The sequence below is a fragment of the Sphingosinithalassobacter tenebrarum genome, assembly GCF_011057975.1.
Lineage (GTDB): Bacteria > Pseudomonadota > Alphaproteobacteria > Sphingomonadales > Sphingomonadaceae > Sphingomonas > Sphingomonas tenebrarum.
In genome coordinates, this window is record NZ_CP049109.1 from 218,477 (window position 1) to 240,585 (window position 22,109).

Consider the following 22,109-nt stretch of genomic DNA (forward strand, 5'->3'; position numbering starts at 1 on the left):
AGGTCTCTCCGGGTTTTTTCAGGGAATCATTCACCGTCATGCTCCGCCGTTTTTCCGCCGCCATGCTCACCGCCGGCCTCTTCTTCGCAGCCCCGGCCGCAGCCCAGCAATTCAGCGACAGCTATGAGTTCCTGCATGCCGTGCGTCAGGCCGACGGCGCCACCGTCACGGACATGCTGACCCGGCCGGGGCCCTCGATCGTCAACACGCGCGACGCGACCAGCGGTGACGGCGCGCTTCACATCGTCGTCAAACGATCGGACCGGACCTATCTCACATTCCTTTTGCAGAACGATGCCAATCCCGATCTGCGCGACCGCGACGGCAACACGCCGTTGATGCTGGCGACCAGCCAGAACTGGATCGACGGCGTCCGGGTGCTGGTCAACTATCAGGCAGACGTCGATCTTGCGAATAATCGCGGCGAAACGCCGCTGATCCGCGCGGTGCAACTGCGCAATGTCCAGATGGTCCGCGAGTTGCTCGAGGCCGGTGCCGACCCGGACAAGGCGGACCTGCTCGCGGGCATGTCGGCACGCGATTATGCCCAGCGCGATTCGCGCTCGCCCACGATCCAGCGGATGCTGGACGAGGCACCGAAAAAGGAAACCAGCGGCATTTCGGGGCCCTCGCTTCGCTGAACGCCGCGCCTCAGCGCATATCGATGTCGGCGTCCGGGTCGGCGAGCTTGATCAGCCGGCGCGCGGCGCGGCGGGCGAAGGCCAGCGTGGTGCGTCGCCGCGCGGCGCTGCTCACAGTGCTTTCGCTCGCTTCGCGCAGGATTGCTCCGTCATAGCGATCGGCGACAATCAGCCCGGCGCGATCGGGCTGGAATTCGGGGCGCGCAAACGGCGCAAGGTCGAATCCCTGCGGCACGGCCCAGTAGAATCGGTCGCAATGGTCGAGATATTCGGTCCATTTGCCGTCGCCGAGCAGATCGGCGCGCGAGACCTTGATCTCGACGATGACCAGCTTTCCGCGGCCATCCATCGCCATCAGGTCGACACGCCGCCCTCCTTCGAGCGGGACTTCGCCGAGCGCGACCAGATCGTGCCGCAGGAACAATCGGCACACGCCGCGCACGACATCTGCCGCCGTCGGGCTCGCCGGGTCCGAATGCAAAACAGCGGGGGATGAGTCCGACATCCCCCGCTGCCTAGAACATTTCACGAACGCGGGAAAGGCCCGCGCCGATTTCAACGATAGAAGATGTGATTGCCGATCGTCGCCACGCGCGGCCGACCCCAGTTGGGCGACACATAGTTGGCGTGGAAGAACAGCGCGCGCGGCACCGGGCTTTCCCAGAGATTATTCTGGGCAACCTGTGCGACGGCAAGCGCCTTGCGCCAGGCGGCATCGTTCGGCGGAGTGGGCAAACGGCCACCGCGTACGAAGGAGAACTGGCGGCGCTGCGTGAGCACGGCGCAGGTCGAGGACGGGTAGCGGCTCGATTCGGCGCGATTGTAGATCACGTTCGCAACGGCAAGCTGGCCGGCAAGCGGCTCGCCCTTCGATTCATAGTAGACGCCGATGGCGACGCAGCGCGTTTCGCGATCGATCGTGCCGCTCACGCTCTGGGCGGCCACGGCATCGGACAGCGAGGCGAAATCGAAGTCTTCCGAGGCTTCTTCTTCGACAATCGGTTGCACCACGGCTTCCGATTCGGCGAATTCCACCACCTCGGCATCGGCCGACCCCTGCGCCAGCAGCGCTTCGCGCAGCGCCGGCAGCTTTTCCGCGATCTCCGCCGGAACCGTTTCCGGCTCGGGATCGTTCAGAATGGGATTGCGAATCTCAAATGCGAGACCCGGAGTGGTGCCGGCTGCAATTGCACCAGCACAAAAAGTCACAGCCGCGATCATCGCGGCGCGAAAACGAAAGCTCATTTTTCATCGCATATATGCGGTTGGTGCGCGGTCAGGCTCTCAAACAACCACTTGGCCTGCCGGGCGTGCCCCCCGACTGCGTTTCCGGCAAGCCCTCTGCTCCCGGTCCAACGCTCAAATAACGTTGCGCGCCTATCGTTTCGGTAGGAATTAAAGTCAATCAAAAAGCAGTACGTCGGCGGCGAAACGTTCCGCTTGTGCGATATCCAGTTCTAATACCCACAAATCGGGATCTAACCGGCATCTCTTTGCCCAATAATCCCGGATTTCTGCGGGTCCGGTACAATCCTTAGGTCCGGTTCGCGCCAGTTCGAAACGCCCTGTCGGACCCGGAACCCGCTCTAGGAATCGCGGATCGTCCCCGCGATCCATCGCCAGGATGAGGATCGCGCCGGATGTATCGTCGCCATGCGCCAGCACCGCGGCATGGCCGCCTTCGGCGAAAACCTTCCGAATCAGCGCATTCACCAGCAGCCGGCTCGCCAGGCGCACCATCAGTCGCGTGACCGATATCCGCGCAGCGTGGCAAGCGGGATCTTCGAGCGCATGAAGGTGCCGGTGCCGCGCGCCGCTTCTTCGCCATTGGCATCGATCAGTCGCGATTCGGCCACGAACACGCGGCGCTGCCCGCTGACCCAGCGGCCTTCGGCGACTACCGGCCCCTGCGCGAGCGGCTTGGTGAGCAGGATGTTGAATGCCGTGGTCAGCAGAAACCGGTCGGTTACCAGGCTGTTCGCGGCATAGAAGGCCGCATCGTCGAGCATCTTGAAATAGCTGGTGCCATGCGCGGCGCCGGCTGCATGAAAGAAGCGTTCGTCGATGGTGAAGCGAATCCGCGCGATACCGCTTTCGGGAATCTCCAGCGTCGAATCGAACAGCTGGTTGATCGGCGCGGCATCATAGAGTGCTTCGAGGGCGCGGAAATGCGCCTCCGCCCCGGTCGGGCGCGGCGGTTCAGGCGGCGTCACGCGTTTCCAGCCCGGCGAGCAGCGCGAACAGGGCATCGTTCGAACCGGCACCGCGCAGTTTGTCGGCGAATTCCTGGTCGCGCATCGCGCGGGAAACCTTGGCCAGCGCCTTGAGATGCGCGGCACCGGAATTGGCCGGCGAAACCAGCGCAAAGATCAGATCGACGGGCATATCGTCCACGGCGTTGAAATCGACCGGACGATCGAGCCTGAGAAAAAGCCCGACCGAATGGCGAAGTCCCTCGATCTTGCAGTGGGGAATGGCGATTCCATTGCCGAACCCGGTGGAACCGAGCTTTTCGCGCGCAAGCATCCGTTCGGCGACGAGATCGCCGTCGAATCCATAGGCCTGCGCCGTAAGTGCCCCGAGCTTCTGGAGCAGCGCCTTGCGACTGGCGGCGTGTGCGCCACAGCGCACCGCCTCCGGCGTCAGCAGATCATTGAAGTCCGTCATGCTAGTCCACGAATGTCTCTGTCGGCGGTTGTATTGCGCCAAACAGGGCGCAATCGGCTCAAACGCGATTGGGCTCAACCCAGCCGATGGTGCCGTCGCCCCGGCGATAGACCATATTATAGGATCCGGTACCGGTATTGCGGAACAGCAATGCATTGGTGTTGCGCAGATCGAGCATCATCACCGCGTCGGATACCGTGGCATCGGGAACGTCGACACGCGTTTCCGCGATGACCGGCGGCGAATCGCTTGCCTCTTCCTGCTCGGCGTCGGCGAACACCGTGTAGCCGGCGCTGTCGAGCGCGCCATTTTCCATTGCCGCGATTTTCGCGCCGTTGTTGCGATCCTTCAACCGGCGCATATAGCGGCGAAGCTGCTTCTCGATCTTTTCGGCGGTACGATCGAAGGCGGCATGGGCGTCCATTCCGTCGGCATGTCCCTTGAGCACCAGCCCCTGCATGACATGCGCAACGATATCGCAGGTAAAGCCGTTGTCGTGCGGCCCCTTGCCAAAGGTCACCTGCGCGGAAATCGCGCGCGAGAAATATTTGTCGGCAATACCCTGGAGTCGGTCCTGCACATGCGTCTTCAACGCATCGCCCGTATCGACCTGATGTCCCGAAACCCGGATATCCATTTCACTCTCCTACGCGATTGTGGCGTGGAACTAGGCACGCCCCAAGGGGCCGTCAACTGGGAGCTTTCCCCCATAACGGCTCGGATATTTTTTCGAGAAATGACACATGGCGGGCCAGTTCTTCCTCGCTCGCCGCGAAATGGCGCATCGGCCGGGTCTGGCCGCGGGCCGGTGCTTGCAGGGGTGCATCGCGGGCCGGCTCCGCATCCACCGCCAGACCAAGCGTGATCTGTCGTCCGCCGGTCAGCTCGATATAGACCTGCGCGAGCAGCTGGGCATCGAGCAGCGCGCCGTGCAACGTGCGCTGACTGAGATCGATACCGTAACGCGTGCAGAGCGCATCGAGCGTATGCTTCGCCCCGGGATGCTTGACGCGTGCGATCGACAGCGTGTCGACCATCCGGTCCCCATGCACATGCGGCTTCCCGCAAATCCCCAGTTCGCCGTTGAGAAAGCCGAAATCGAACCCGGCATTGTGCGCGACCAGCGGCGAATCGCCGATGAAATCAAGCAATTCCTCGCAACGTTCGTGGAAACAGGGCTTATCCGAAAGAAAGGTTTCGCTCAGCCCGTGCACATTGAACGCCTCGACCGGCATCGCGCGCTGGGGATTGAAATAGCCGTGAAAACTGGCGCCGGTCGGCACGCGATTGACCAGTTCTACACAGCCGATTTCGACCATCCGGTCGCCGCCCGAAAAGCTCAGGCCGGTGGTCTCGGTATCGAAGACAATCTCACGCATGGCCCGATTATCCTCCTGCGGTGCCGACTAGGCAAGCGATCACGGCGCGGACGGCATCGCGTGTCTCGTCATGCGATCCTCCGGTCGGAATCACATAATCCGCGCGAGCGCGTTTTTCAGCATCGGGCATCTGCTTGGCGCGAATTGCTTCGAAGCGCGTTTCGGTCATGCCCGGCCGGGCGAGTACGCGGGCGCGCTGCACCTCCGCCGGAGCCGAAACGACCGCGATCTTGTCGACATGGTCGACGCCGCCGGTTTCGAAGAGCAGCGGAACATCGAGCAGGACAAGCGGCTTTTCGGCATTTTGCTCGAGGAACCGCCTGCGCTCCCGGCCCACCGCCGGATGCACGATCGCCTCGAGCCGCTTCAGCGCATCCGGGTCGCCGAACACGGCTTCGCCCAGCATAGTGCGATCAACTCCGAGCTCGGTGGTCGTGTCCGGGAATTCCGCTTCGATCTCGGCAACCAGCCGGCCGCCCGGGCCCTGAAGATGATGTACCACGGCATCGGCATCGAATACCGGCACGCCTTCCTCGGCAAACATCGCGGCAACGGTCGATTTGCCCATGCCGATCGATCCGGTGAGCCCAAGTGTGATCATGCCGTCAGCAATGCGCGCAGTTCGGCGTCGCGGTCGCGCGGCGGCTCGGCACCGAAAAACAGGGCAAAGGCGGCCGCGGCCTGGCCGATCAGCATCTCGAGCCCGTCAACGGTCGCCAGATCGCGCGCCCGCGCCTGAGCGAGCAGCGGGGTTTCGAGCGGGGCATATACAATGTCGTAAACCACGGCATCGTCGGGCAACACGCCAAGATCGATATCCAGCGGCGGCTGCCCCTGCATGCCTAGCGGACTGGCATTCACCAACAAATCGGCTGGCGGCAGCGGCGCGTCATGTGGCACGGCATCGCCTTTCAGCCCGAAACTGCCCAGCAGCGCGCCTGCTTTCAGGACATTGCGGTTGCGGATCGTTACCCGTTCGAACCCCATCCGGGCGAGCGCGAACAATACCGCACGCGAAGCACCTCCCGCCCCGATCACCACGGCATGCGCACCGTTCCAGTCAGAGCCGGAAAGCGGCGCATAAAATCCGGCGGCATCGGTATTGGTGCCGACGAGCACGCCGTCCTCGTCACGGAATACCGTGTTGATCGCACCGATGCTCGCGCGCACGTCGCCACGGTCCTCGACATGATCGAGCGCGGCCTGTTTGTGCGGAATGGTGATGTTGCAGCCGCGCCATTCGGGCCGGTCGCGCCGTTCGACGAAATAGTCGCCAAGCCCTTCTGCCGCGACTCGACAGGCTTCATAACGCCCGGAAATACCCAGCGCATCCAGCCAGAACCGATGAATCAGCGGCGACTTGCTGTGCGCAATAGGGTCGCCGATCACTTCGGCGAGCGGAGCTGTCATGTCGCAATCACCTTACGTACGCGCAAAAAGTCGAGCAGCGGCAATAGCGGCATGCCCAATATGGTGAAATGGCTTCCGTCGATGCGCGAGAATAGCTGCGCACCGACTGCTTCGAGCCGATAGCCGCCAACGCACCACTGGATTTCGGGCCATTCGGCGTCGAGATAGGCAGCGATGAAGTCCTCGCCCAGCGTACGGACATGCAGGCGTGCCCGATCGACATGGCGCCAGATCGGTCGCCCGCCTTCCGAAATCACTGCGGCACTGAACAGATCATGGTGACGGCCGGACATGGCACGCAGCTGATCGGCGGCATGATCGCGCGATTTCGGCTTTTCGAGCAACGTGCCGTCCTCCAGCGCGACGACCGAATCGCAGCCGAGCACCAGCGCGGTCGGTGCCAGTCGCGACACCTTGCACGCCTTCAATTCGGCGAGCGCATCGGCAAGGTCGCGCGGCGCGATCCCATCGGCGACGAGCGATTCCGTTGCCGATTCCTCGTCGACCTGCGCCACCACTGCTTCATGCGGCACCCCGGCAGCATCGAGCATCGCCCGGCGCGACGCGCTTTGCGAAGCGAGAACCAGAGTCATTTGTCGCGCTTTGCGAGATTGCGTTCGTTGACCAGCGTGATGATCGCAGCGGCGGTTTCCTCGATCGAGCGTCGCGTCACATCGATCACCGGCCATTCCCGGTCCCCAAACATCCGGCGCGCGAACGAAACTTCGCGCGCGACTGCATCGTGATCGACATAGTCGGTTTCGGGATGCTGGTTGAGCGACAACAGCCGGTTGCGCCGAATCTGCACCAGGCGATCGGCGCTGGTGGTAAGTCCGACAATCAACGGATTCTTCAACGAAAACAGCGTGTCGGTCGGCGGTGATTCGACGACGATCGGCACATTTGCGGTCTTGTACCCGCGATTGGCGAGATAGATGGACGTCGGCGTTTTCGATGAGCGCGACACGCCGACCAGAACGATATCGGCTTCTTCCCATTCCTCTTCGCCCACACCGTCATCATGCGCGATGGTGAACTGGATCGCGTCGACTCTCTGGAAATAGGCGGCATCGAGCGTGTGCTGGCGTCCCGGACGCGCCTTGGCTTCCTGGCCCAGCAGGTTGGAAAGCGCATGATTGACGGCGTCGAGCGGCGCGACGGCCGGCAAGCCCATTGCCCGGCACCGGCTTTCAAGCGTGCGACGGATATCGCGATCGACCAGCGTGAACAGCACCAAGCCGGGATTTTGCGAGATTTCCTGAAGAATGCGCTCGAGATGGGTTTCAGACCGGACCATCGGCCAGAAATGGCGCATGGTTTCGACATCGTCATACTGCGCAAGCGCGGCCTTGGCGATGTTCTCGAGCGTCTCGCCGGTCGAATCCGACAGGAGATGGAGGTGGAGCTGCATCAGCGGCAGGACGAGATTGTGGAAAACATGGGGACATTCGCTAGCGCAATGCCGGCACGCGGCCAAGCTTACCGGACCGGCCCGATTCGCTCCCAATTCATCCACATCGCCGTCCCCATCGGCGATTCTTATCCACGGCCTGTGAACAACGTGTACGAACGGATGCGAATCCGGGCGGCATCGACACCTAGTTGGGAGTCAAGCTGTTGGCATAAGCGGGCACAGCGCATAAGCCCCGGCATCCACGCGCCAACAGACTCCAACAATCCCTAGAATCTTTAATTAGTTTTGATTGGAAGGAAGCCTTCGAAACGATGACGGACGCCAAACCCCTGCTCGCGACGCTGAAGGGCGAACGTCAGGCCGTTCCGCCGGCATGGTTCATGCGTCAGGCCGGACGCTACCTTCCCGAGTATCGCCAGTTGCGTGCCGAAAAGGGCGGTTTCCTCGATCTGGTGAAGGACAGCGATGCGGCCGCCGAAGTAACGCTGCAGCCCATTCGCCGCTTCGGATTCGATGGCGCCATCCTGTTTTCCGATATCCTGGTCATTCCGATGGCGCTCGGGCAGGAGCTGTGGTTCGAAGCAGGCGAAGGACCCCGACTGGCTCCCAAGATGGTGACTTCGGAGATCATCGAGGGCTTGCAGTACGATCCCGCGGTCCTGGAGCCGATCTACGGAACGATCCGCCGCGTGAAGGCGGCGTTGGACCCCCGAGTCACCTTTCTGGGCTTCGCGGGCAGTCCCTGGACGATCGCGACGTACATGATCGCCGGTCAGGGAAGCCGCGAACAAGCCGAGGCGCGCCGGCTCGCCTATACCGACCCCGCACTGATGACCGTGCTGATCGACCGGATCGTCGATTCGACTGTCGATTATCTCCTCGCCCAGATCGAGGCGGGCGTAGAAGCAGTGCAGCTGTTCGACAGCTGGGCGGGCAGTCTCTCGCCGGCGCAGTTCGAACGCTGGGTTATCGCGCCGACGGCGCGCATCGTTGCCGCGCTGCGAGAAAAGACACCCCAGGTACCGATCATCGGCTTCCCCAAGGGGGCCGGCGGAAAGCTTGCCGCCTATGCCGCGCAGACGGGTGTCGACGCGATCGGGCTCGACGAGACCGTCGATCCGTCATGGGCGGATGCCAATCTGCCGCGCGACTTGCCGGTACAGGGCAATCTCGATCCGCTGGTGCTGATCGCCGGCGGCGATGCCTTGCTCACGGCGATCGACACGATCAAGACGGCCTTTGCGGGTCGACCGCACGTCTTCAACCTGGGGCATGGGATCCAGAAGGACACACCCATCGAGCGGGTTGAAGCGGCGCTGGCACGAATCAGAGGAGACGCGGCATGACGGGATTTCTGGGCGGTGCCTATCTTTGGGTGAAGGCACTCCACATTATCTTCGTCATCTTCTGGATGGCGGGTCTGTTCCTGCTGCCGCGGTATCTGATCCATCACCAGGACGCGCTCGCCCGGCCCGATGAAGCCGCACAGTGGGTCGATCGCGAAAAGAAGCTTCGCGGGATCATTCTCACACCGTCGCTGATCATTGTCTGGTTGTCGGGACTTGCCATCGCGCTCTCCGGCGGTTGGTTCACCGGTCAGGGCTGGTTGCATGCCAAGCTGTTGCTGGTGGTGTTGCTCAGCGGTTTTCACGGCTGGGCAGTGGCCTATTCCAAGAAGCTCGCGGCCGGGAAATCCTCGCTTGCTTCACGACAGTTGCGAATGCTCAACGAGGTTCCTGGTGTTGCGGTTGTCCTGATCGTTATTCTGGCGGTGGTTCGCCCCTTTTGAGGCGGCTCCGGTACGGCTGCGGGATGCTCGGCCAGGGGTTCGGCGACGGCGGAAATCATTGCTTCCCGCTGTCGTGCAAGCTTGACTTGAAGCAAGCCCGCTCCTAGGTCTCGAACCGTCGCCTGCCTGTGGTGGGCACGTCCTTCCTACAGCTTCGTTTCGTGCGCATTCCGCCTTTTTCGCCGATCGACGCTCGTTACCCCTACCTGTTCAGCGCAGCTTTTCGGATTTTCCATGCACCTCAAGGACCTTAAGAAGAAACCCCCCGCCGAACTCGTCGAAATGGCCGAATCGCTTGGCGTGGAGGGTGCTTCCACCCTGCGAAAGCAGGATCTGCTTTTCGCGATTCTGAAGGCGCAGGCCGAAAACGGCGTGCAGATCATGGGCGAAGGCACGATAGAAGTGCTGCCCGACGGGTTCGGGTTCCTGCGTTCGCCGGAAGCCAATTATCTCGCGGGTCCGGACGACATCTATGTTTCGCCCAACCAGGTCCGTAAATTCGGATTGCGTACAGGTGACACGGTAGAAGGCGAAATTCGCGCCCCCAAGGACGGCGAGCGCTATTTTGCACTGACACGGCTTGGTTCGATCAATTTCGATGATCCCGAAGCGGTGCGCCATCGCGTCAATTTCGACAATCTGACGCCGCTCTATCCCGATTCAAAGCTGACGCTCGACCAGCTCGATCCGACTATCAAGGACAAGTCGGCACGGGTGATCGACATCGTGGCGCCGCAGGGCAAGGGCCAGCGTGCGCTGATCGTCGCGCCGCCGCGCGTCGGCAAGACGGTGCTGCTGCAGAACATAGCCAAGGCCATCACCGACAATCACCCCGAGGTTTTCCTGATCGTGCTGCTGATCGACGAGCGGCCCGAGGAAGTCACCGACATGCAGCGCAGCGTGAACGGCGAGGTGATCAGCTCGACCTTCGACGAACCCGCGCAGCGTCACGTGCAGGTCTCCGAAATGGTGATCGAAAAGGCAAAGCGCCTGGTCGAGCACAAGAAGGATGTCGTGATCCTGCTCGATTCGATCACGCGTCTCGGCCGCGCCTACAACACGGTGGTGCCGAGCTCGGGCAAGGTGCTGACCGGCGGTGTCGACGCCAATGCGCTGCAGCGGCCCAAGCGCTTCTTCGGTGCGGCGCGCAACATTGAGGAAGGCGGTTCGCTGTCGATCATCGCGACCGCGCTGATCGATACCGGCAGCCGCATGGACGAAGTCATCTTCGAAGAGTTCAAGGGCACCGGTAACTCGGAAATCGTCCTCGACCGCAAGGTGGCGGACAAGCGCATCTTCCCGGCGCTCGACGTCGGCAAGTCGGGCACCCGCAAGGAAGAACTGCTGGTCGACAAGGGTACGCTTTCGAAGATGTGGGTGCTGCGCCGCATCCTGATGCAGATGGGCACGGTCGACGCGATGGAATTCCTGCTCGACAAGATGAAGGATTCGAAGACCAATGAGGACTTCTTCGATTCGATGAATCAGTAAGCACGACAAAGGGTTTTGATGTTCGAGATGCTGGCGATGGCCGCAAGCGCGGCAGGTCCGATGGCGCCAGGCGAAATGTGGTCGCACATCGTCGCCGATTTCTCGAACCTCGGCGAGCCGGCGGCGCTCGCTGCCTTTTTTCAGGTGTTGATGATCGATCTGGTGCTTGCCGGCGACAATGCGATCGTCGTCGGCGCACTGGCGGCCGGATTGCCTGCGGATCAGCGCAAGAAGGTCATCCTGATCGGTATCGGCGCCGCGCTGGTGCTGCGCATCGCCTTCGCGCTGGTCGTAACTTGGCTGATGGGCATTGTTGGCCTGATCTTCGCCGGTGGACTGTTGCTGCTCTGGGTAAGCTGGAAATTCTGGCGCGAGATTCGCGAGGGACATGATCTCGACGACGGATCGGACGATACCGAGTCGGGTCTGAAGCCCGGGCGCAGCTTTGCCGGGGCCGCCTGGGCCGTGGCCGTCGCCGATGTTTCGATGAGCCTCGACAATGTGCTCGCGGTCGCCGGGGCGGCTCGCGAGCATCCGGGCATTCTGATCGTAGGTTTGTTGCTTTCGGTGGCCCTGATGGGCCTTGCGGCAAACTTCATCGCAAAGCTGATCGACCGCTATCGCTGGATTGCCTATTTCGGCCTCGCCGTCATCGTCTTCGTAGCATTGAAGATGATTTATGAAGGCTGGGTCGGCGGGGCCGAAACGCAGGGTCTGATCAGCCTGATTGTGTAATTTACAGATTTATTTCAGGTACTTAGAGAAAAATTCTGCGGTGCGGCTATTGGCTAGCTGGGCCGATTGCTCGGAGCGACGCTTGCCCATCTCGGTGGCAAAGCCATGATCCTCGCCGGGATAATCGTAAAGCGTTACATGCGGGTGATCGTTGAGCCCTTCATGCATTTTCGCCTGGGTTTCCTTGTCAACGAATCCGTCTTCGGTAGGGATGTGCAGCAACAGCGGCTTGCCGATCGCGTGCTTTTCGCGCAGCAGATTGTCGATGCCGACGCCATAATAGCCGACCGAAGCATCGGCATCGGTGCGTGAGGCGGTCATGAAGGCAAGGCGGCCGCCGAGGCAATAGCCTACCGCGCCGACCTTGCCGCCTTCGATCATCGTTCGTGCCTTCTTGATTGTCGCTTCGATGTCGCGGACGCCCATGTCCTGATCGAATTTGCCCATAAGATCGATCGCCCGCTGGAATTCCGCTTCGACATCGGGATCGAGTTCGACGCCCGGTTCGAGCCGCCAGAAGAGGTCCGGGGCGAGCGCGAGATAGCCGTCGGCGGCAAGCTTGTCGCATTTGCGACGAATGCCTTCATTCACGCCGAAAATTTCCTGGATCACGACGATTGCGGCCTTGGCCGCCTCAGCGGGTTGCGCGCAATAGGCCGAGAAATTGTCGCCTTTATCGAGCGTTTCGATCGTAATGGTGGTTCCCATGGTTTCGCTCCCTTGCCGATTGTCGCTAGCAACGCCTAAATCGCGGATGTGTTGCTAGCAGCCGTGCGTCGGGGCGCTCAAGTGGAGAAGCCGAATGAAGATCAATGTCGAAGTCGATTGCACTCCAGAAGAAGCGCGCCGGGCGATGGGATTGCCCGACATGGGGCCAGTGCACGAGAAATATGTGTCGATGCTGGTTGATACCATTGGTACCAATCCAAGCCCCGAAATCGTCGAGACGGTGATGCGTAGCTGGGCGCCGATGGGCGAAGCAGGTCTGAACTTCTGGAAGCGAATGTTCGAAACCGGCGGGAAATCGAGCGGCTGAACTTCGTGGACACCATTTTCGCGATCTCGAGCGGATTGCCCCCCGCAGCGATCGCCGTGCTAAGGATAAGCGGGCACGCGGCCCTGCCGGCGGCGCGGAAGCTTGCCGGGGATTTGCCCGAGGCGCGCCGTGCCGCGGTTCGGCTGCTGAGCGATCCCGATAGCGGGTCGCCGCTGGATCGGGCGCTCGTGCTTTGCTTCCCCGAGCCGGCCAGTGCGACGGGCGAAGACATTGTCGAGTTGCATCTCCACGGCGGCCGGGCCGTAGTGCGTCGGGTTGAACAGGCACTGGCCGCTATTCCGGGACTCCGGCGCGCCGAGCCCGGCGAGTTCACGCGACGCGCTCTCGCCAATGGCCGGATCGACCTGACTGAAGCGGAAGGACTTGGCGATCTTCTGTCTGCGGAAACCGAGGCACAGCGACGTCGTGCGCTGGCGCTTGCCGAGGGGGGATTGCGCGCGCGCATCGAAGCGTGGACGCAGCGGCTTCTGGCCATCGCTGCCCGGCTCGAAGCGATGCTCGATCATTCCGACGAGGAGGATGTCGCTGCATCGCAGGCGGGCATCGCACGGATACGTGCCGACGCGGCCGCTCTGGTAGAAGAGATTGCGGCCATTCTGGCGCTGCCGCCTGCGGAGCGTCTGCACGATGGCCTGCGGGTGGTGCTTGCCGGCCCGCCCAATGCGGGAAAGTCTACTCTGCTGAACGCGCTTGCCGGCCGCGATGCCGCAATTGTCTCGCCGATCGCGGGGACGACCCGCGACCGGATCGAAGTGCCGTTGTTTCATGGCGGCATTGCCTATCTATTCATTGATACTGCGGGTCTGGCCGAATCGACCAGCGATGCGATCGAAGCGATCGGTATTGCCCGCGCCCGTGACGCACTTGAGAACGCGGATATCATCTTGTGGCTTGGCGATGACGCGCCGCCTGACCTGGGCAATGCGATCGCCGTGCATGCGCGTGCCGACGCGGCTGAGCGGTCTGTGGTACCGGAGGGCCGGATTGCGGTTTCAGCGCATAGCGGCGTAGGAATTGCCGAACTCTGGGAGGCATTGGACGCACTGGCGCAGACACTCCTTCCGCCCGAGGATGCCATCACCTTCAATGCCCGCCAGCGCGACCTCGGCGCACGCGCTGCGTTGGCGCTGCGCAGTTGCGCGGTTGAGCAGGACGAAATCCTGATGGCGGAGCATCTCCGTGCTGCACGGGCCGCATTCGATTCGATTACCGGCCGAGCGGATGTCGAATCGATGCTCGACGCGCTGTTTTCGCGCTTCTGCATCGGGAAATAGCGTTGTTCCACGTGGAACAGCTTTGACGCGGGCGCAGTGAAGCTCTAGCGGGAGCGCATGTCGGAATTCGATGTCATCGTGATCGGTGGCGGACATGCAGGCACCGAGGCAGCGGCCGGGGCCGCACGTCGCGGTGCCCGTACCGCGCTTGTCAGCTTCGACCTCGCAAATCTGGGAGCCATGTCGTGCAATCCCGCTATCGGGGGGCTCGGCAAAGGGCATCTGGTTCGGGAGGTTGATGCCTTTGACGGCCTGATCGCGCGTGCTGCCGACATGGCTGCAATTCACTATCGCATGCTAAACCGCAGCAAGGGCTCGGCGGTGCAGGGACCACGCGTTCAGGCTGACCGAACGCGCTATGCTGCCGCCATTCAAGCGATGCTGGGCACCCAGCAAAACCTGTCTCTGGTGGAGGGCGAAGCCGCAGCCTTGCTTCTGCAGGGCGATTCCGTCGCGGGCGTCGAACTGGCGGATGGTACCACGCTTCGCGGTCGCGCGGTGGTGCTGGCAACGGGGACGTTTCTCGGCGGACGCATTTTTCGCGGCGATGAAAGGCTGGACGGCGGGCGTATCGGCGAGGCGGCGGCGTCGCGCATTGCCAGGCAGCTACGCGATCTTTCGCTGCCGATGGCGCGACTGAAGACAGGTACACCGCCCCGAATCGACGGCCGGACGATTGAATGGGCGAGACTCGAAGAGCAGCCCTCCGATCGCGATCCCTGGACCATGTCGCCAATGACGGCGCATCGTGTGCTGCCGCAGCTTCATTGCGCGATTACCCGAACGAATGAAGTCGCACACGGGCACATCCGGGCCGACCTGGATCGGTCGCCGCTCTTTTCAGGCGCTATCGACGCTCAGGGGCCGCGCTATTGTCCCTCGATCGAAGACAAGATTCACCGCTTCGGGGATCGCGACGGGCATCAGATTTTCCTCGAACCCGAAGGACTCGCCACCGAGCTGGTCTATCCCAACGGTCTTTCGACCTCGCTGCCGGCAGACACGCAGCAACGGATGGTGAATGCGATCGCGGGTCTGGAGCGCGCGCAGATTGTCGTGCCCGGTTATGCGGTCGAGTATGATCATATCGACCCGCGATCACTCGACCGAAGGCTGGCGCTGCCGGACATCGTCGGCATTTTCTGCGCGGGCCAGATCAATGGCACCACGGGTTATGAAGAGGCGGCCGGCCAGGGCCTGATCGCTGGCCTGAACGCGGCGGCGCATGCTTGCGATCTGGCGCCGGTGATATTGGATCGCGACAGCAGCTATCTCGGTGTAATGATCGATGATCTGGTGCTGCAGGGAATCACCGAACCCTATCGCATGCTCACCGCTCGCGCCGAATATCGGCTGCGGCTTCGGGCCGACAATGCTGAAACCCGTTTGACTCCGATCGCTGATACGCTCGAATGCCTCGGTGCGGAACGCCGCGAGCGATTTGCGTCCCGTGTTTCGGCGCGCCAGCAGTTGGAGCGGATGTTCGACATTGAACTCACTGCTTCGCAGCTTCGGGCGCGCGGTCTCTCGGTGGCGCAGGACGGCGCTCGACGTAGCGCTGCCGCCTGGTTGCGCTTTCCCGGCATTGCTCCGCGCGATCTTGTACCGGATTGTGTCGCGCCCGCGGATGTGCTGGCTGAGTTTGTCGACGATGCGCGATATGCGCCCTATCTCGAGCGGCAGGAGAGCGAAATCGACGCACAACGCGCCAATGACCGCATCCCCCTGCCCTCCGACATCGAATATTCGCGCATCTCGGGGCTATCCAATGAGATGATCGAGCGGCTTTCCAAGGCGCGACCGGCGACGCTGGGAGAAGCGGGACGAATACGTGGAATCACGCCGGCGGCAATCTCCGCCATCTATCTCCATAGCAAGCGGCGCACCGCGGCATGACCGAGGACGAAGCAAGAGCATGGATTGCGGCGCGCTGGGACGTTTCACGTGGAACAATGCTGTCGCGCTTTGCGGAGCTTCTGATCGAAGAGACCGGGCAGCAGAATCTTATCTCGGCTTCGACCGTCCCGTCGCTATGGGTCCGCCATATCGTTGATTCGGCGCAGTTGGCGCTTTGCACGGAGCATGCCGGCACCGGGGAGTGGATAGACATCGGCACCGGCGCGGGACTACCCGGGTTAGTGGTGGCAATCCTCGATTCTCGACGCCGCTTCACGCTTGTCGAGCCGCGCGCCAAACGTGTCGCCTTTCTCGACCGATGTATCGAAACGCTCGGACTGGCCGATCGTGTTACCGTGGTGGCTTCGCGGATCGAACGTCATCGGCTGTCTCGCCCGGCAGCAGTAATTTCGGCGCGCGCGGTGGCAGCCTTACCGGATCTTTTTTCCGCGGCGCGGCATTGCGCGGATCGAAACACGCTTTGGCTGCTTCCCAAAGGGCGAAATGCGCAATCAGAGGTGGAAGCCGCGCGGCTGACATGGCAAGGTTCGTTTCACGTGGAACAGAGCATCACCGATCCTGAATCCGGCATTGTCGTCGCGCGCGAGGTTCGCCCCAGATGATTTGCATCGCAATTGCCAACCAGAAAGGGGGCGTCGGTAAAACGACGACCGCGATAAATGTAGGGACGGCGCTCGCCGCGACCGGGCAGCGCGTGCTACTCATCGACCTGGATCCACAGGGTAACGCGTCGACCGGGCTTGGTATCGGTCGCGCCGACCGCGAACGCTCGACCTATGATCTTCTGGTCGGGGAATTGACGCTCGACGATGTCGCCGTTTCCACCCGGGTTCCGGGTCTGGATATCGTGCCGGCGACTCAGGATCTTTCGGGTGCCGAGATCGAGTTGATCGAATTCGAAGCCCGCACCCATCGCCTCGACGCTTCGATTGCGCGTGATACCAGCGATCGCTGGGATGTGGTGCTGATCGATTGCCCCCCCTCGCTCGGGCTGCTCACGATCAATGCGATGGTCGCCTCCCATGCGCTGCTCGTGCCCCTGCAATGCGAATTCTTCGCGCTGGAAGGTTTGAGCCAGCTTCTGAATACAGTCGAGCGCATACGTGGACGCTTCAATCCGGGCCTGTCGATCCTCGGTGTCGTGCTGACCATGTATGACCGCCGCAATCGTCTGACCGACCAGGTATCCGACGATGTTCGCGCGGTGTTGGGTCGGGTGGTGTTCGAAACGGTGATTCCGCGGAATGTCCGACTGTCCGAAGCGCCCAGCCACGGCGTTCCCGCGCTGATATACGATTATAAATGCCCGGGATCGGAAGCCTATATCGCGTTGGCGCGCGAAGTTATCGACCGATTGCCCAAGCTCAAGAAGGCCGCATGACCGACACGCCCAGCCCCGCTTCCAGTCGTAAACAGCGTCCCGGTCTCGGCCGCGGTCTCAGCGCGTTGCTTGGCGAATCGCTTCCCGAGGAGCCGGTTGGCGGTGGGGAGTCCAGCCTCGGTATCCGATCGCTGCCCGTCACTGCGCTTGCGCCGCATCCCGAGCAGCCACGGCGGCATTTCGACGACGATGCGCTGGATGAACTGGCGGCTTCAATTCGGACGCGGGGACTGATCCAGCCAATCGTCGTCCGGCCGTTCGGCAAGGGGTATCAGATCGTTGCCGGCGAGCGTCGCTGGCGTGCTGCCCAAAGGGCGCGCCTTCACGAGGTTCCGGTAGTCATCCGCGAGCTGACCGAGGCCGAAACGCTGGAAATTGCGCTGGTAGAAAATATCCAGCGGCAGGACCTCAATGCGATCGAGGAGGCCGAGGCCTATCGCAAGTTGATCGAGGAATTTCAGCACACGCAGGAAGCGTTGTCGCGCATCGTCCACAAATCGCGCAGCCATATCGCCAATCTGATGCGGCTGCTCGACTTGCCCCCGGTTATTCAGAAATATGTCGTCGATGGCGCGCTGAAGATGGGACATGCACGCGCCTTGATTGGCGCTGACGATCCTGAGGCGCTCGCCCGCAAGGTGATCGACCAGGACCTGTCCGTGCGCGAGACCGAAGCGCTGGTGCGTCGCGCAAAGCCCGGCGAAAGCGGCGAAAATGCTGCAAGAGCACCGCGCCCGGCAGCGGCGCCCGGCGGCAGTGCCGATATCGCTGCGCTGGAAAACCAGCTTGGCGATGTGCTTGGGTTGAAGGTGAAGATAACTCACGGCCCCAAGGGCGGGACGCTCGCCCTCTCCTACTCGACGCTCGATCAGCTGGACATGGTCTGCCAACGGCTGAGTGGGGAGCGTATCTGAGGCTTCAGCGCATGCGCGCCGCCGCGCGTGCGATCGCCGCGCATTCGGCTTCGGCGAGCACTTCGCCGGCGCTCGCGCCATGCATCATGTCCCGCTCGACCCGGCGCGCGCGATTGATCGCGTGCGCCAATTGCCGGCTGTTCCAGCGTTTGAGTGCGCGAATGGTCGCCGGCTTTTCACGGAAGAAGGTCTTTTCGGTCGCTTGTTCGATCGATGCGCCCGCATCGACCTGAGCGCGCAATTCGGCCAGTGTGATCAATCGGCGCGTCAGCATGCGAAGCAGGGGAATGCCCGATCCGCCGCTTGCATTCAGCTCGGTTAGTTCATCGCCGATCTCGCGAACCCGCCCTTCGACAATCGTTTCGATCGTGCGGAACAGTTCGGGTTCACCAATATCGGCCCCTATCGCTTCAAGCGCCAGGGCATCGGCATCGCGCGGCCGCTCCGGTCCGGCATCGAGAAACAGGGCGAGCTTTTCGATTTCGCGGGAAAGAATAGCGCGATCCCCGGCAGCGGCCGAAGCGAGCTGCTGGGCCGTATCCCCCGTCAAGCGCAGGCCGTGGTCGCGCGCGATGTTGATCGCAAGGCGCGCCGCATCCTGTCCTTCGGGAACGTAGAAAGCCTGCGCCAGAGCGAGCGGCGAGGCGATCGCCAGCTTCACCAGCTTGCTGCTGTTCTTGAGCGCTGGCCCTGTGGCGATCACCGGATTTTCCGCGGCGTCGGCATCGAGCAGCAGCCGGAACGCTTCCACGCCGCTGTCTTCCGCGCCGAAGATCCGTATCAGCCGCCGTTCGCCGAACAGCGAAAGCGAAGCGGCTTCATCCGCGAGTCGCCCCGGACTATCCTTTAACTCTTTGGAATTTATATCTATTTTCTCAATGTCCGGGCCCATCGCGCCAGCGAGCCTGGTGCCCGTGTCGCTGGCTCCCGATTCGTCGGGGCCGTAGAGCAGGAACAGCCGGATTTTCGGATCGGGGCCGGCCAGCTGCGCCCGCATCTGCGCGGCGCTGGCCTTCACGGTTGTCCGTCGGTGCGGGCAAAGCGCGCCAGTCTGGCGACAATCTGATCGGCGACGATTCCCGAAAGCCTTTCCAGCGCGCTCCGCTCGGCCGCGATGGTCGCATATTGGGATCCGACGACGTCGACGCCCGCATCGGAACCCGCAGTCGCATCGAGCACCACCGCTCCGGTAGACAGGTCGATCAACTGATATCGCGCGCGTAGCGTGCGGCGCTCGCGTGCCACGCTGTCGTCGCTGCGCACGCCGAGCCCAGTGATCTGGTCATCGAGTCGCACTTCGAGGCGATAGCGCGGCGAACTGGCCTCTCCGGCGCGCAACCGATCACGCAACGCGTTCGCCATCAGCCAGCCGGCCTCGCCCTCCATCGGAGCGACTTCAATCGCCGCCATCGTCGAACGCACGGGGCCGCCGGCGCCGCCGCCATAGAGCGGCGTCAGACCGCAGCCCGAAAGTGCCGTCAGCGCCAGCAGGGCCGCGGCGATCCTCATGCGACGATGTTCACCAGCCGGTCGGGCACCACGATCACCTTTTTGGGCGCCTTGCCCTCGAGCAGGCGCACGATTTTCTCCGATGCCAGCGCGGCGGCCTCGACCGACTCGCGCGGGGAGCCCTTGGGCAGTAGCAGCGTATCGCGCAGCTTGCCATTCACCTGGATTGCCACGGTGACTTCGTCCTCGACGAGCAGGGCCGAATCGACTTGCGGCCACGCCGCGTCGGCAATCAGCCCCTCTTCGCCCATCGTCGCCCAGACTTCCTCGGCGAAATGCGGAACCATCGGCGCGACGATCCGCGCCAATGTGCGGATCGCGGCCGTGCGCGATGCCGAGGGCTTGGCCTTTTCGACGGCGTTGACCAGCTCATAAAGCTTGGCGACGGCCTTGTTGAATGAAAGTCCCTCGATGTCCTCGGCAACGCCCGCAATGGTCTGATGCAGCTTGCGGTCGAGGCCCTTGTCCTCGCCCTGCGCGTCCTCAAGCCCGTCGAACAGCCGCCACAGGCGATTGACGAAGCGCCAGGCACCTTCGATGCCGTTCTCGCTCCATTCCAGGTCGCGCTCGGGCGGCGAATCGGAGAGCATGAACCAGCGCACGGCGTCGGCGCCGTACTGGTCGACGATTTCGGTCGGGTCGACGGTATTCTTCTTCGACTTCGACATCTTCTCGATGCGGCCGATCGAAACGGACTGGCCGTCTTGCTTCAGTGTTGCTGACCCGCCGGAAATGTCGAGCTCTTCGGGATTGTACCAGACCCGGTGGCTGCCATCGCCGCGATAATAGGTCTCGTGCGTCACCATCCCTTGGGTGAACAGCCCCGCGAACGGTTCGGCGACGTCGAGCTTGCCGATATGCTGAAGCGCGCGGGTGAAGAAGCGGGCATAGAGCAAGTGCAGGATCGCATGCTCGACCCCGCCGATATACTGCCCCACCGGCAGCCATTGCTCGGCAATCGCCTTGTCGAACGGCTTGTCGTCGGGCTGGCTGGCGAAACGGATGAAATACCAGGAGGAATCGGCGAAGGTGTCGAGCGTGTCGGTCTCGCGCTCGGCCTTGCCGCCGCAGCTCGGGCAATCGACATGCTTCCACGTCGGGTGCCGTACCAGCGGGTTGCCGGGAATTTCGAACGACACATCCTCGGGCAGCTTCACCGGCAGCTGATCGCGCGGCACCGGCACCGACCCACAGCTTTCGCAGCGGATGATCGGAATCGGCGTGCCCCAGTAGCGCTGCCGGCTGACGCCCCAGTCGCGCAGGCGCCAGACGGTTGTCCCCTGCCCCCAACCATCGGCTTCGGCGCGGGTAATCACTTCGCGCTTGGCGTCGGCAACGTCCATGCCGTTGAGGAAATGCGAATTCACCAGCGTGCCGGGGCCGGTATAGGCCTCGTCGCCATGAAATTCGGGCGCTTCGTTATCGCCTTCGGAAACCACGCGGCGTACCGGCAGGCCGTATTTGCGCGCGAAATCCAGGTCGCGCTGGTCGTGCGCGGGGACGCCGAACACCGCGCCGACGCCATAGTCCATCAGCACGAAATTGGCGATGTATACCGGAATTTTCCATTCCGAATCAAAGGGATGTGTCGCAGTAAGTCCGGTATCGAAACCCAGCTTCTCCTGCGTTTCGATCTCGGCAGCGCTCGTCCCACCAGCCTTGCACCTGGCGATGAAGGCAGCGACGTCTTCCGACCCCTCGGCCAGCTTCTGTGCAATTGGGTGATCGGCGGAGATGGCGACAAAGCTCGATCCGAAAATCGTGTCGGGACGCGTGGTGAAGACTTCGACGTCTCTGCCGTCGGACAAGGCAAACCGGAACTGCAGGCCCTGACTCTTGCCGATCCAGTTTTCCTGCATCAGCTTGACCTTGTCGGGCCAGTGATCGAGCGACTTCAGCCCTTCGAGCAGGTCGTCGGCAAAATCGGTGATCTTCAAAAACCACTGGTCGAGCTGGCGCTTCTCGACTTCGGCGCCCGAACGCCAGCCCTTGCCGTCGATCACCTGCTCGTTGGCGAGCACGGTCATGTCGACCGGGTCCCAGTTCACTGTCGCCTTTTTGCGATAGACCAGCCCCGCTTCGAGGAAATCGAGGAACAGCGCTTGTTCGTGCCCGTAATATTCGGGCTCGCACGTCGCCAGTTCGCGCGTCCAGTCGAGCGCGAAGCCGAGTCGCTTCAGCTGTGCGCGCATCGTGTCGATATTTTCGCGCGTCCAGGAGCCGGGATGGACCTTCTTTTCCATCGCGGCATTTTCGGCGGGCATGCCGAATGCGTCCCACCCCATCGGGTGAAGCACTTCATGGCCGGTCATGCGGCGAAAGCGCGCCAGCACGTCGCCCATCGTATAGTTGCGGACATGGCCCATATGGATGCGCCCCGAAGGATAGGGGAACATCTCGAGCACGTAGCTTTTGGGCTTGGGCGAATCGTCACGCGCGGCGAAAGTGCGGCGTTCTTCCCACACTTTCTGCCACGCCGCGTCCGCCTTGAGCGGATTGAACCGCGACGCCATCAATTCAGCTCCTGAAGA

General features: G+C 62.5%; 26 protein-coding genes. 11 read left to right on the plus strand and 15 right to left on the minus strand.

The genetic code is table 11. The features are described from left to right. Positions 1 to 38: 38 nt before the first annotated feature. On the plus strand, positions 39 to 641 hold the full coding sequence (locus G5C33_RS01120; RefSeq protein ID WP_228275152.1) for an ankyrin repeat domain-containing protein: 603 nt from the start codon (positions 39 to 41) through the stop codon (positions 639 to 641). A gap of 10 nt (positions 642 to 651) precedes the next feature. Here G5C33_RS01120 and G5C33_RS01125 read toward each other — a convergent pair whose 3' ends face one another. The 11 genes from G5C33_RS01125 to G5C33_RS01175 all read right to left on the minus strand — a co-directional run bounded on the left by G5C33_RS01125 (position 652) and on the right by G5C33_RS01175 (position 7,508). After that, a complete protein-coding gene (locus G5C33_RS01125) occupies positions 652 to 1,146 on the minus strand; it encodes an MmcB family DNA repair protein (RefSeq protein WP_165325528.1) in 495 nt (164 codons plus the stop codon). A gap of 50 nt (positions 1,147 to 1,196) precedes the next feature. Then, positions 1,197 to 1,886, minus strand: a complete 690-nt coding sequence (locus G5C33_RS01130) for a cell wall hydrolase (RefSeq protein WP_165325529.1) — start codon at positions 1,884 to 1,886, stop codon at positions 1,197 to 1,199. A gap of 156 nt (positions 1,887 to 2,042) precedes the next feature. After that, positions 2,043 to 2,381, minus strand: a complete 339-nt coding sequence (locus G5C33_RS01135) for a DUF1491 family protein (protein ID WP_228275153.1) — start codon at positions 2,379 to 2,381, stop codon at positions 2,043 to 2,045. Beyond that, positions 2,381 to 2,890, minus strand: coding sequence for a PaaI family thioesterase (locus G5C33_RS01140; protein ID WP_165325530.1), 510 nt, complete (start codon positions 2,888 to 2,890; stop codon positions 2,381 to 2,383). The genes G5C33_RS01135 and G5C33_RS01140 overlap by 1 nt, the downstream gene beginning before the upstream one ends. After that, entirely contained in the window at positions 2,841 to 3,308 is a 468-nt protein-coding gene (gene ptsN / locus G5C33_RS01145; protein ID WP_165325531.1) for a PTS IIA-like nitrogen regulatory protein PtsN, read from the minus strand. The genes G5C33_RS01140 and ptsN overlap by 50 nt, the downstream gene beginning before the upstream one ends. A 58-nt stretch (positions 3,309 to 3,366) precedes the next feature. Then, complete coding sequence (gene hpf, locus G5C33_RS01150) at positions 3,367 to 3,945, minus strand: ribosome hibernation-promoting factor, HPF/YfiA family (protein ID WP_165325532.1); 579 nt, start codon at positions 3,943 to 3,945, stop codon at positions 3,367 to 3,369. A gap of 52 nt (positions 3,946 to 3,997) precedes the next feature. Further along, positions 3,998 to 4,687, minus strand: coding sequence for a DNA polymerase III subunit epsilon (gene dnaQ, locus G5C33_RS01155; protein WP_165325533.1), 690 nt, complete (start codon positions 4,685 to 4,687; stop codon positions 3,998 to 4,000). Between the two features lie 7 nt (positions 4,688 to 4,694). Next, the gene (gene coaE / locus G5C33_RS01160; RefSeq protein ID WP_165325534.1) at positions 4,695 to 5,288 is read right to left on the minus strand and encodes a dephospho-CoA kinase; all 594 of its coding nucleotides are present in this window, start codon (positions 5,286 to 5,288) and stop codon (positions 4,695 to 4,697) included. After that, positions 5,285 to 6,097 carry a shikimate dehydrogenase gene (aroE, locus tag G5C33_RS01165; RefSeq protein WP_165325535.1) on the minus strand — a complete coding sequence of 271 codons (813 nt, stop codon included), beginning with the start codon at positions 6,095 to 6,097 and terminating at the stop codon, positions 5,285 to 5,287. Before aroE ends, coaE begins: the two co-directional genes overlap by 4 nt. Next, positions 6,094 to 6,690: a Maf family protein gene (locus G5C33_RS01170; RefSeq protein ID WP_165325536.1), complete on the minus strand. Its 597-nt coding sequence runs from the start codon at positions 6,688 to 6,690 to the stop codon at positions 6,094 to 6,096. Before G5C33_RS01170 ends, aroE begins: the two co-directional genes overlap by 4 nt. Then, positions 6,687 to 7,508 carry a pyruvate, water dikinase regulatory protein gene (locus G5C33_RS01175; protein ID WP_206518608.1) on the minus strand — a complete coding sequence of 274 codons (822 nt, stop codon included), beginning with the start codon at positions 7,506 to 7,508 and terminating at the stop codon, positions 6,687 to 6,689. Before G5C33_RS01175 ends, G5C33_RS01170 begins: the two co-directional genes overlap by 4 nt. A gap of 314 nt (positions 7,509 to 7,822) precedes the next feature. Between G5C33_RS01175 and hemE the strand changes: the two genes are divergently transcribed. The 4 genes from hemE to G5C33_RS01195 all read left to right on the plus strand — a co-directional run bounded on the left by hemE (position 7,823) and on the right by G5C33_RS01195 (position 11,526). Beyond that, positions 7,823 to 8,857 carry a uroporphyrinogen decarboxylase gene (gene hemE / locus G5C33_RS01180; RefSeq protein ID WP_165325537.1) on the plus strand — a complete coding sequence of 345 codons (1,035 nt, stop codon included), beginning with the start codon at positions 7,823 to 7,825 and terminating at the stop codon, positions 8,855 to 8,857. Then, the gene (locus G5C33_RS01185) at positions 8,854 to 9,300 is read left to right on the plus strand and encodes a CopD family protein (RefSeq protein WP_165325538.1); all 447 of its coding nucleotides are present in this window, start codon (positions 8,854 to 8,856) and stop codon (positions 9,298 to 9,300) included. The genes hemE and G5C33_RS01185 overlap by 4 nt, the downstream gene beginning before the upstream one ends. A gap of 234 nt (positions 9,301 to 9,534) precedes the next feature. Then, positions 9,535 to 10,791 carry a transcription termination factor Rho gene (rho, locus tag G5C33_RS01190; RefSeq protein ID WP_165325539.1) on the plus strand — a complete coding sequence of 419 codons (1,257 nt, stop codon included), beginning with the start codon at positions 9,535 to 9,537 and terminating at the stop codon, positions 10,789 to 10,791. Positions 10,792 to 10,809: 18 nt separating this feature from the next. After that, positions 10,810 to 11,526: a TerC family protein gene (locus G5C33_RS01195; protein ID WP_165325540.1), complete on the plus strand. Its 717-nt coding sequence runs from the start codon at positions 10,810 to 10,812 to the stop codon at positions 11,524 to 11,526. Between the two features lie 9 nt (positions 11,527 to 11,535). Here G5C33_RS01195 and G5C33_RS01200 read toward each other — a convergent pair whose 3' ends face one another. Further along, positions 11,536 to 12,234 (minus strand): dienelactone hydrolase family protein, encoded by a 699-nt coding sequence (locus G5C33_RS01200; RefSeq protein ID WP_165325541.1) that lies wholly within the window; start codon positions 12,232 to 12,234, stop codon positions 11,536 to 11,538. A 94-nt stretch (positions 12,235 to 12,328) separates the two neighbouring features. On the opposite strand from G5C33_RS01200, the gene G5C33_RS01205 reads away from it, so the two are divergent. Genes G5C33_RS01205 through G5C33_RS01230 form a run of 6 tightly spaced genes read left to right on the plus strand, consistent with a single transcriptional unit; the run spans position 12,329 to position 18,069 of the window. After that, the gene (locus tag G5C33_RS01205) at positions 12,329 to 12,562 is read left to right on the plus strand and encodes a DUF6489 family protein (protein WP_165325542.1); all 234 of its coding nucleotides are present in this window, start codon (positions 12,329 to 12,331) and stop codon (positions 12,560 to 12,562) included. 5 nt (positions 12,563 to 12,567) lie between these two features. Continuing rightward, the gene (mnmE, locus tag G5C33_RS01210) at positions 12,568 to 13,857 is read left to right on the plus strand and encodes a tRNA uridine-5-carboxymethylaminomethyl(34) synthesis GTPase MnmE (RefSeq protein ID WP_407698059.1); all 1,290 of its coding nucleotides are present in this window, start codon (positions 12,568 to 12,570) and stop codon (positions 13,855 to 13,857) included. A 57-nt stretch (positions 13,858 to 13,914) separates the two neighbouring features. After that, positions 13,915 to 15,753 (plus strand): tRNA uridine-5-carboxymethylaminomethyl(34) synthesis enzyme MnmG, encoded by a 1,839-nt coding sequence (mnmG, locus tag G5C33_RS01215; protein ID WP_165325543.1) that lies wholly within the window; start codon positions 13,915 to 13,917, stop codon positions 15,751 to 15,753. Then, positions 15,750 to 16,376 carry a 16S rRNA (guanine(527)-N(7))-methyltransferase RsmG gene (gene rsmG, locus G5C33_RS01220; protein WP_165325544.1) on the plus strand — a complete coding sequence of 209 codons (627 nt, stop codon included), beginning with the start codon at positions 15,750 to 15,752 and terminating at the stop codon, positions 16,374 to 16,376. The genes mnmG and rsmG overlap by 4 nt, the downstream gene beginning before the upstream one ends. Further along, complete coding sequence (locus G5C33_RS01225) at positions 16,373 to 17,155, plus strand: ParA family protein (RefSeq protein WP_165325545.1); 783 nt, start codon at positions 16,373 to 16,375, stop codon at positions 17,153 to 17,155. The genes rsmG and G5C33_RS01225 overlap by 4 nt, the downstream gene beginning before the upstream one ends. Next, positions 17,152 to 18,069, plus strand: a complete 918-nt coding sequence (locus G5C33_RS01230) for a ParB/RepB/Spo0J family partition protein (RefSeq protein WP_165325546.1) — start codon at positions 17,152 to 17,154, stop codon at positions 18,067 to 18,069. Before G5C33_RS01225 ends, G5C33_RS01230 begins: the two co-directional genes overlap by 4 nt. Before the next feature lie 4 nt (positions 18,070 to 18,073). Here the strand turns inward: G5C33_RS01230 and holA are convergent, their stop codons facing one another. The 3 genes from holA to leuS are packed head-to-tail and all read right to left on the minus strand — an operon-like array spanning position 18,074 to position 22,091. Continuing rightward, the gene (gene holA, locus G5C33_RS01235) at positions 18,074 to 19,087 is read right to left on the minus strand and encodes a DNA polymerase III subunit delta (RefSeq protein ID WP_165325547.1); all 1,014 of its coding nucleotides are present in this window, start codon (positions 19,085 to 19,087) and stop codon (positions 18,074 to 18,076) included. Beyond that, the gene (gene lptE / locus G5C33_RS01240; protein ID WP_165325548.1) at positions 19,084 to 19,578 is read right to left on the minus strand and encodes an LPS assembly lipoprotein LptE; all 495 of its coding nucleotides are present in this window, start codon (positions 19,576 to 19,578) and stop codon (positions 19,084 to 19,086) included. The genes holA and lptE overlap by 4 nt, the downstream gene beginning before the upstream one ends. Continuing rightward, positions 19,575 to 22,091, minus strand: a complete 2,517-nt coding sequence (leuS, locus tag G5C33_RS01245) for a leucine--tRNA ligase (RefSeq protein WP_165325549.1) — start codon at positions 22,089 to 22,091, stop codon at positions 19,575 to 19,577. Before leuS ends, lptE begins: the two co-directional genes overlap by 4 nt. Between the last annotated feature and the right edge of the window lie 18 nt (positions 22,092 to 22,109).

Coding starts and splice junctions, on each gene's coding strand:
- rsmG (WP_165325544.1), top strand. CDS start 15,750: ATGACCGAGGACGAAGCAAGAGCATGGATTGCGGCGCGCTGGGACGTT.
- G5C33_RS01140 (WP_165325530.1), bottom strand. CDS start 2,890: ATGCCCTGTTCGCGCTGCTCGCCGGGCTGGAAACGCGTGACGCCGCCT.
- G5C33_RS01195 (WP_165325540.1), top strand. CDS start 10,810: ATGTTCGAGATGCTGGCGATGGCCGCAAGCGCGGCAGGTCCGATGGCG.
- G5C33_RS01170 (WP_165325536.1), bottom strand. CDS start 6,690: ATGACTCTGGTTCTCGCTTCGCAAAGCGCGTCGCGCCGGGCGATGCTC.
- rho (WP_165325539.1), top strand. CDS start 9,535: ATGCACCTCAAGGACCTTAAGAAGAAACCCCCCGCCGAACTCGTCGAA.
- G5C33_RS01185 (WP_165325538.1), top strand. CDS start 8,854: ATGACGGGATTTCTGGGCGGTGCCTATCTTTGGGTGAAGGCACTCCAC.
- leuS (WP_165325549.1), bottom strand. CDS start 22,091: ATGGCGTCGCGGTTCAATCCGCTCAAGGCGGACGCGGCGTGGCAGAAA.
- hpf (WP_165325532.1), bottom strand. CDS start 3,945: ATGGATATCCGGGTTTCGGGACATCAGGTCGATACGGGCGATGCGTTG.
- G5C33_RS01135 (WP_228275153.1), bottom strand. CDS start 2,381: ATGGTGCGCCTGGCGAGCCGGCTGCTGGTGAATGCGCTGATTCGGAAG.
- hemE (WP_165325537.1), top strand. CDS start 7,823: ATGACGGACGCCAAACCCCTGCTCGCGACGCTGAAGGGCGAACGTCAG.
- ptsN (WP_165325531.1), bottom strand. CDS start 3,308: ATGACGGACTTCAATGATCTGCTGACGCCGGAGGCGGTGCGCTGTGGC.
- G5C33_RS01230 (WP_165325546.1), top strand. CDS start 17,152: ATGACCGACACGCCCAGCCCCGCTTCCAGTCGTAAACAGCGTCCCGGT.
- G5C33_RS01175 (WP_206518608.1), bottom strand. CDS start 7,508: ATGCAGCTCCACCTCCATCTCCTGTCGGATTCGACCGGCGAGACGCTC.
- lptE (WP_165325548.1), bottom strand. CDS start 19,578: ATGAGGATCGCCGCGGCCCTGCTGGCGCTGACGGCACTTTCGGGCTGC.
- aroE (WP_165325535.1), bottom strand. CDS start 6,097: ATGACAGCTCCGCTCGCCGAAGTGATCGGCGACCCTATTGCGCACAGC.
- mnmG (WP_165325543.1), top strand. CDS start 13,915: ATGTCGGAATTCGATGTCATCGTGATCGGTGGCGGACATGCAGGCACC.
- coaE (WP_165325534.1), bottom strand. CDS start 5,288: ATGATCACACTTGGGCTCACCGGATCGATCGGCATGGGCAAATCGACC.
- G5C33_RS01205 (WP_165325542.1), top strand. CDS start 12,329: ATGAAGATCAATGTCGAAGTCGATTGCACTCCAGAAGAAGCGCGCCGG.
- G5C33_RS01200 (WP_165325541.1), bottom strand. CDS start 12,234: ATGGGAACCACCATTACGATCGAAACGCTCGATAAAGGCGACAATTTC.
- G5C33_RS01130 (WP_165325529.1), bottom strand. CDS start 1,886: ATGAGCTTTCGTTTTCGCGCCGCGATGATCGCGGCTGTGACTTTTTGT.
- G5C33_RS01125 (WP_165325528.1), bottom strand. CDS start 1,146: ATGTCGGACTCATCCCCCGCTGTTTTGCATTCGGACCCGGCGAGCCCG.
- G5C33_RS01120 (WP_228275152.1), top strand. CDS start 39: ATGCTCCGCCGTTTTTCCGCCGCCATGCTCACCGCCGGCCTCTTCTTC.
- dnaQ (WP_165325533.1), bottom strand. CDS start 4,687: ATGCGTGAGATTGTCTTCGATACCGAGACCACCGGCCTGAGCTTTTCG.
- G5C33_RS01225 (WP_165325545.1), top strand. CDS start 16,373: ATGATTTGCATCGCAATTGCCAACCAGAAAGGGGGCGTCGGTAAAACG.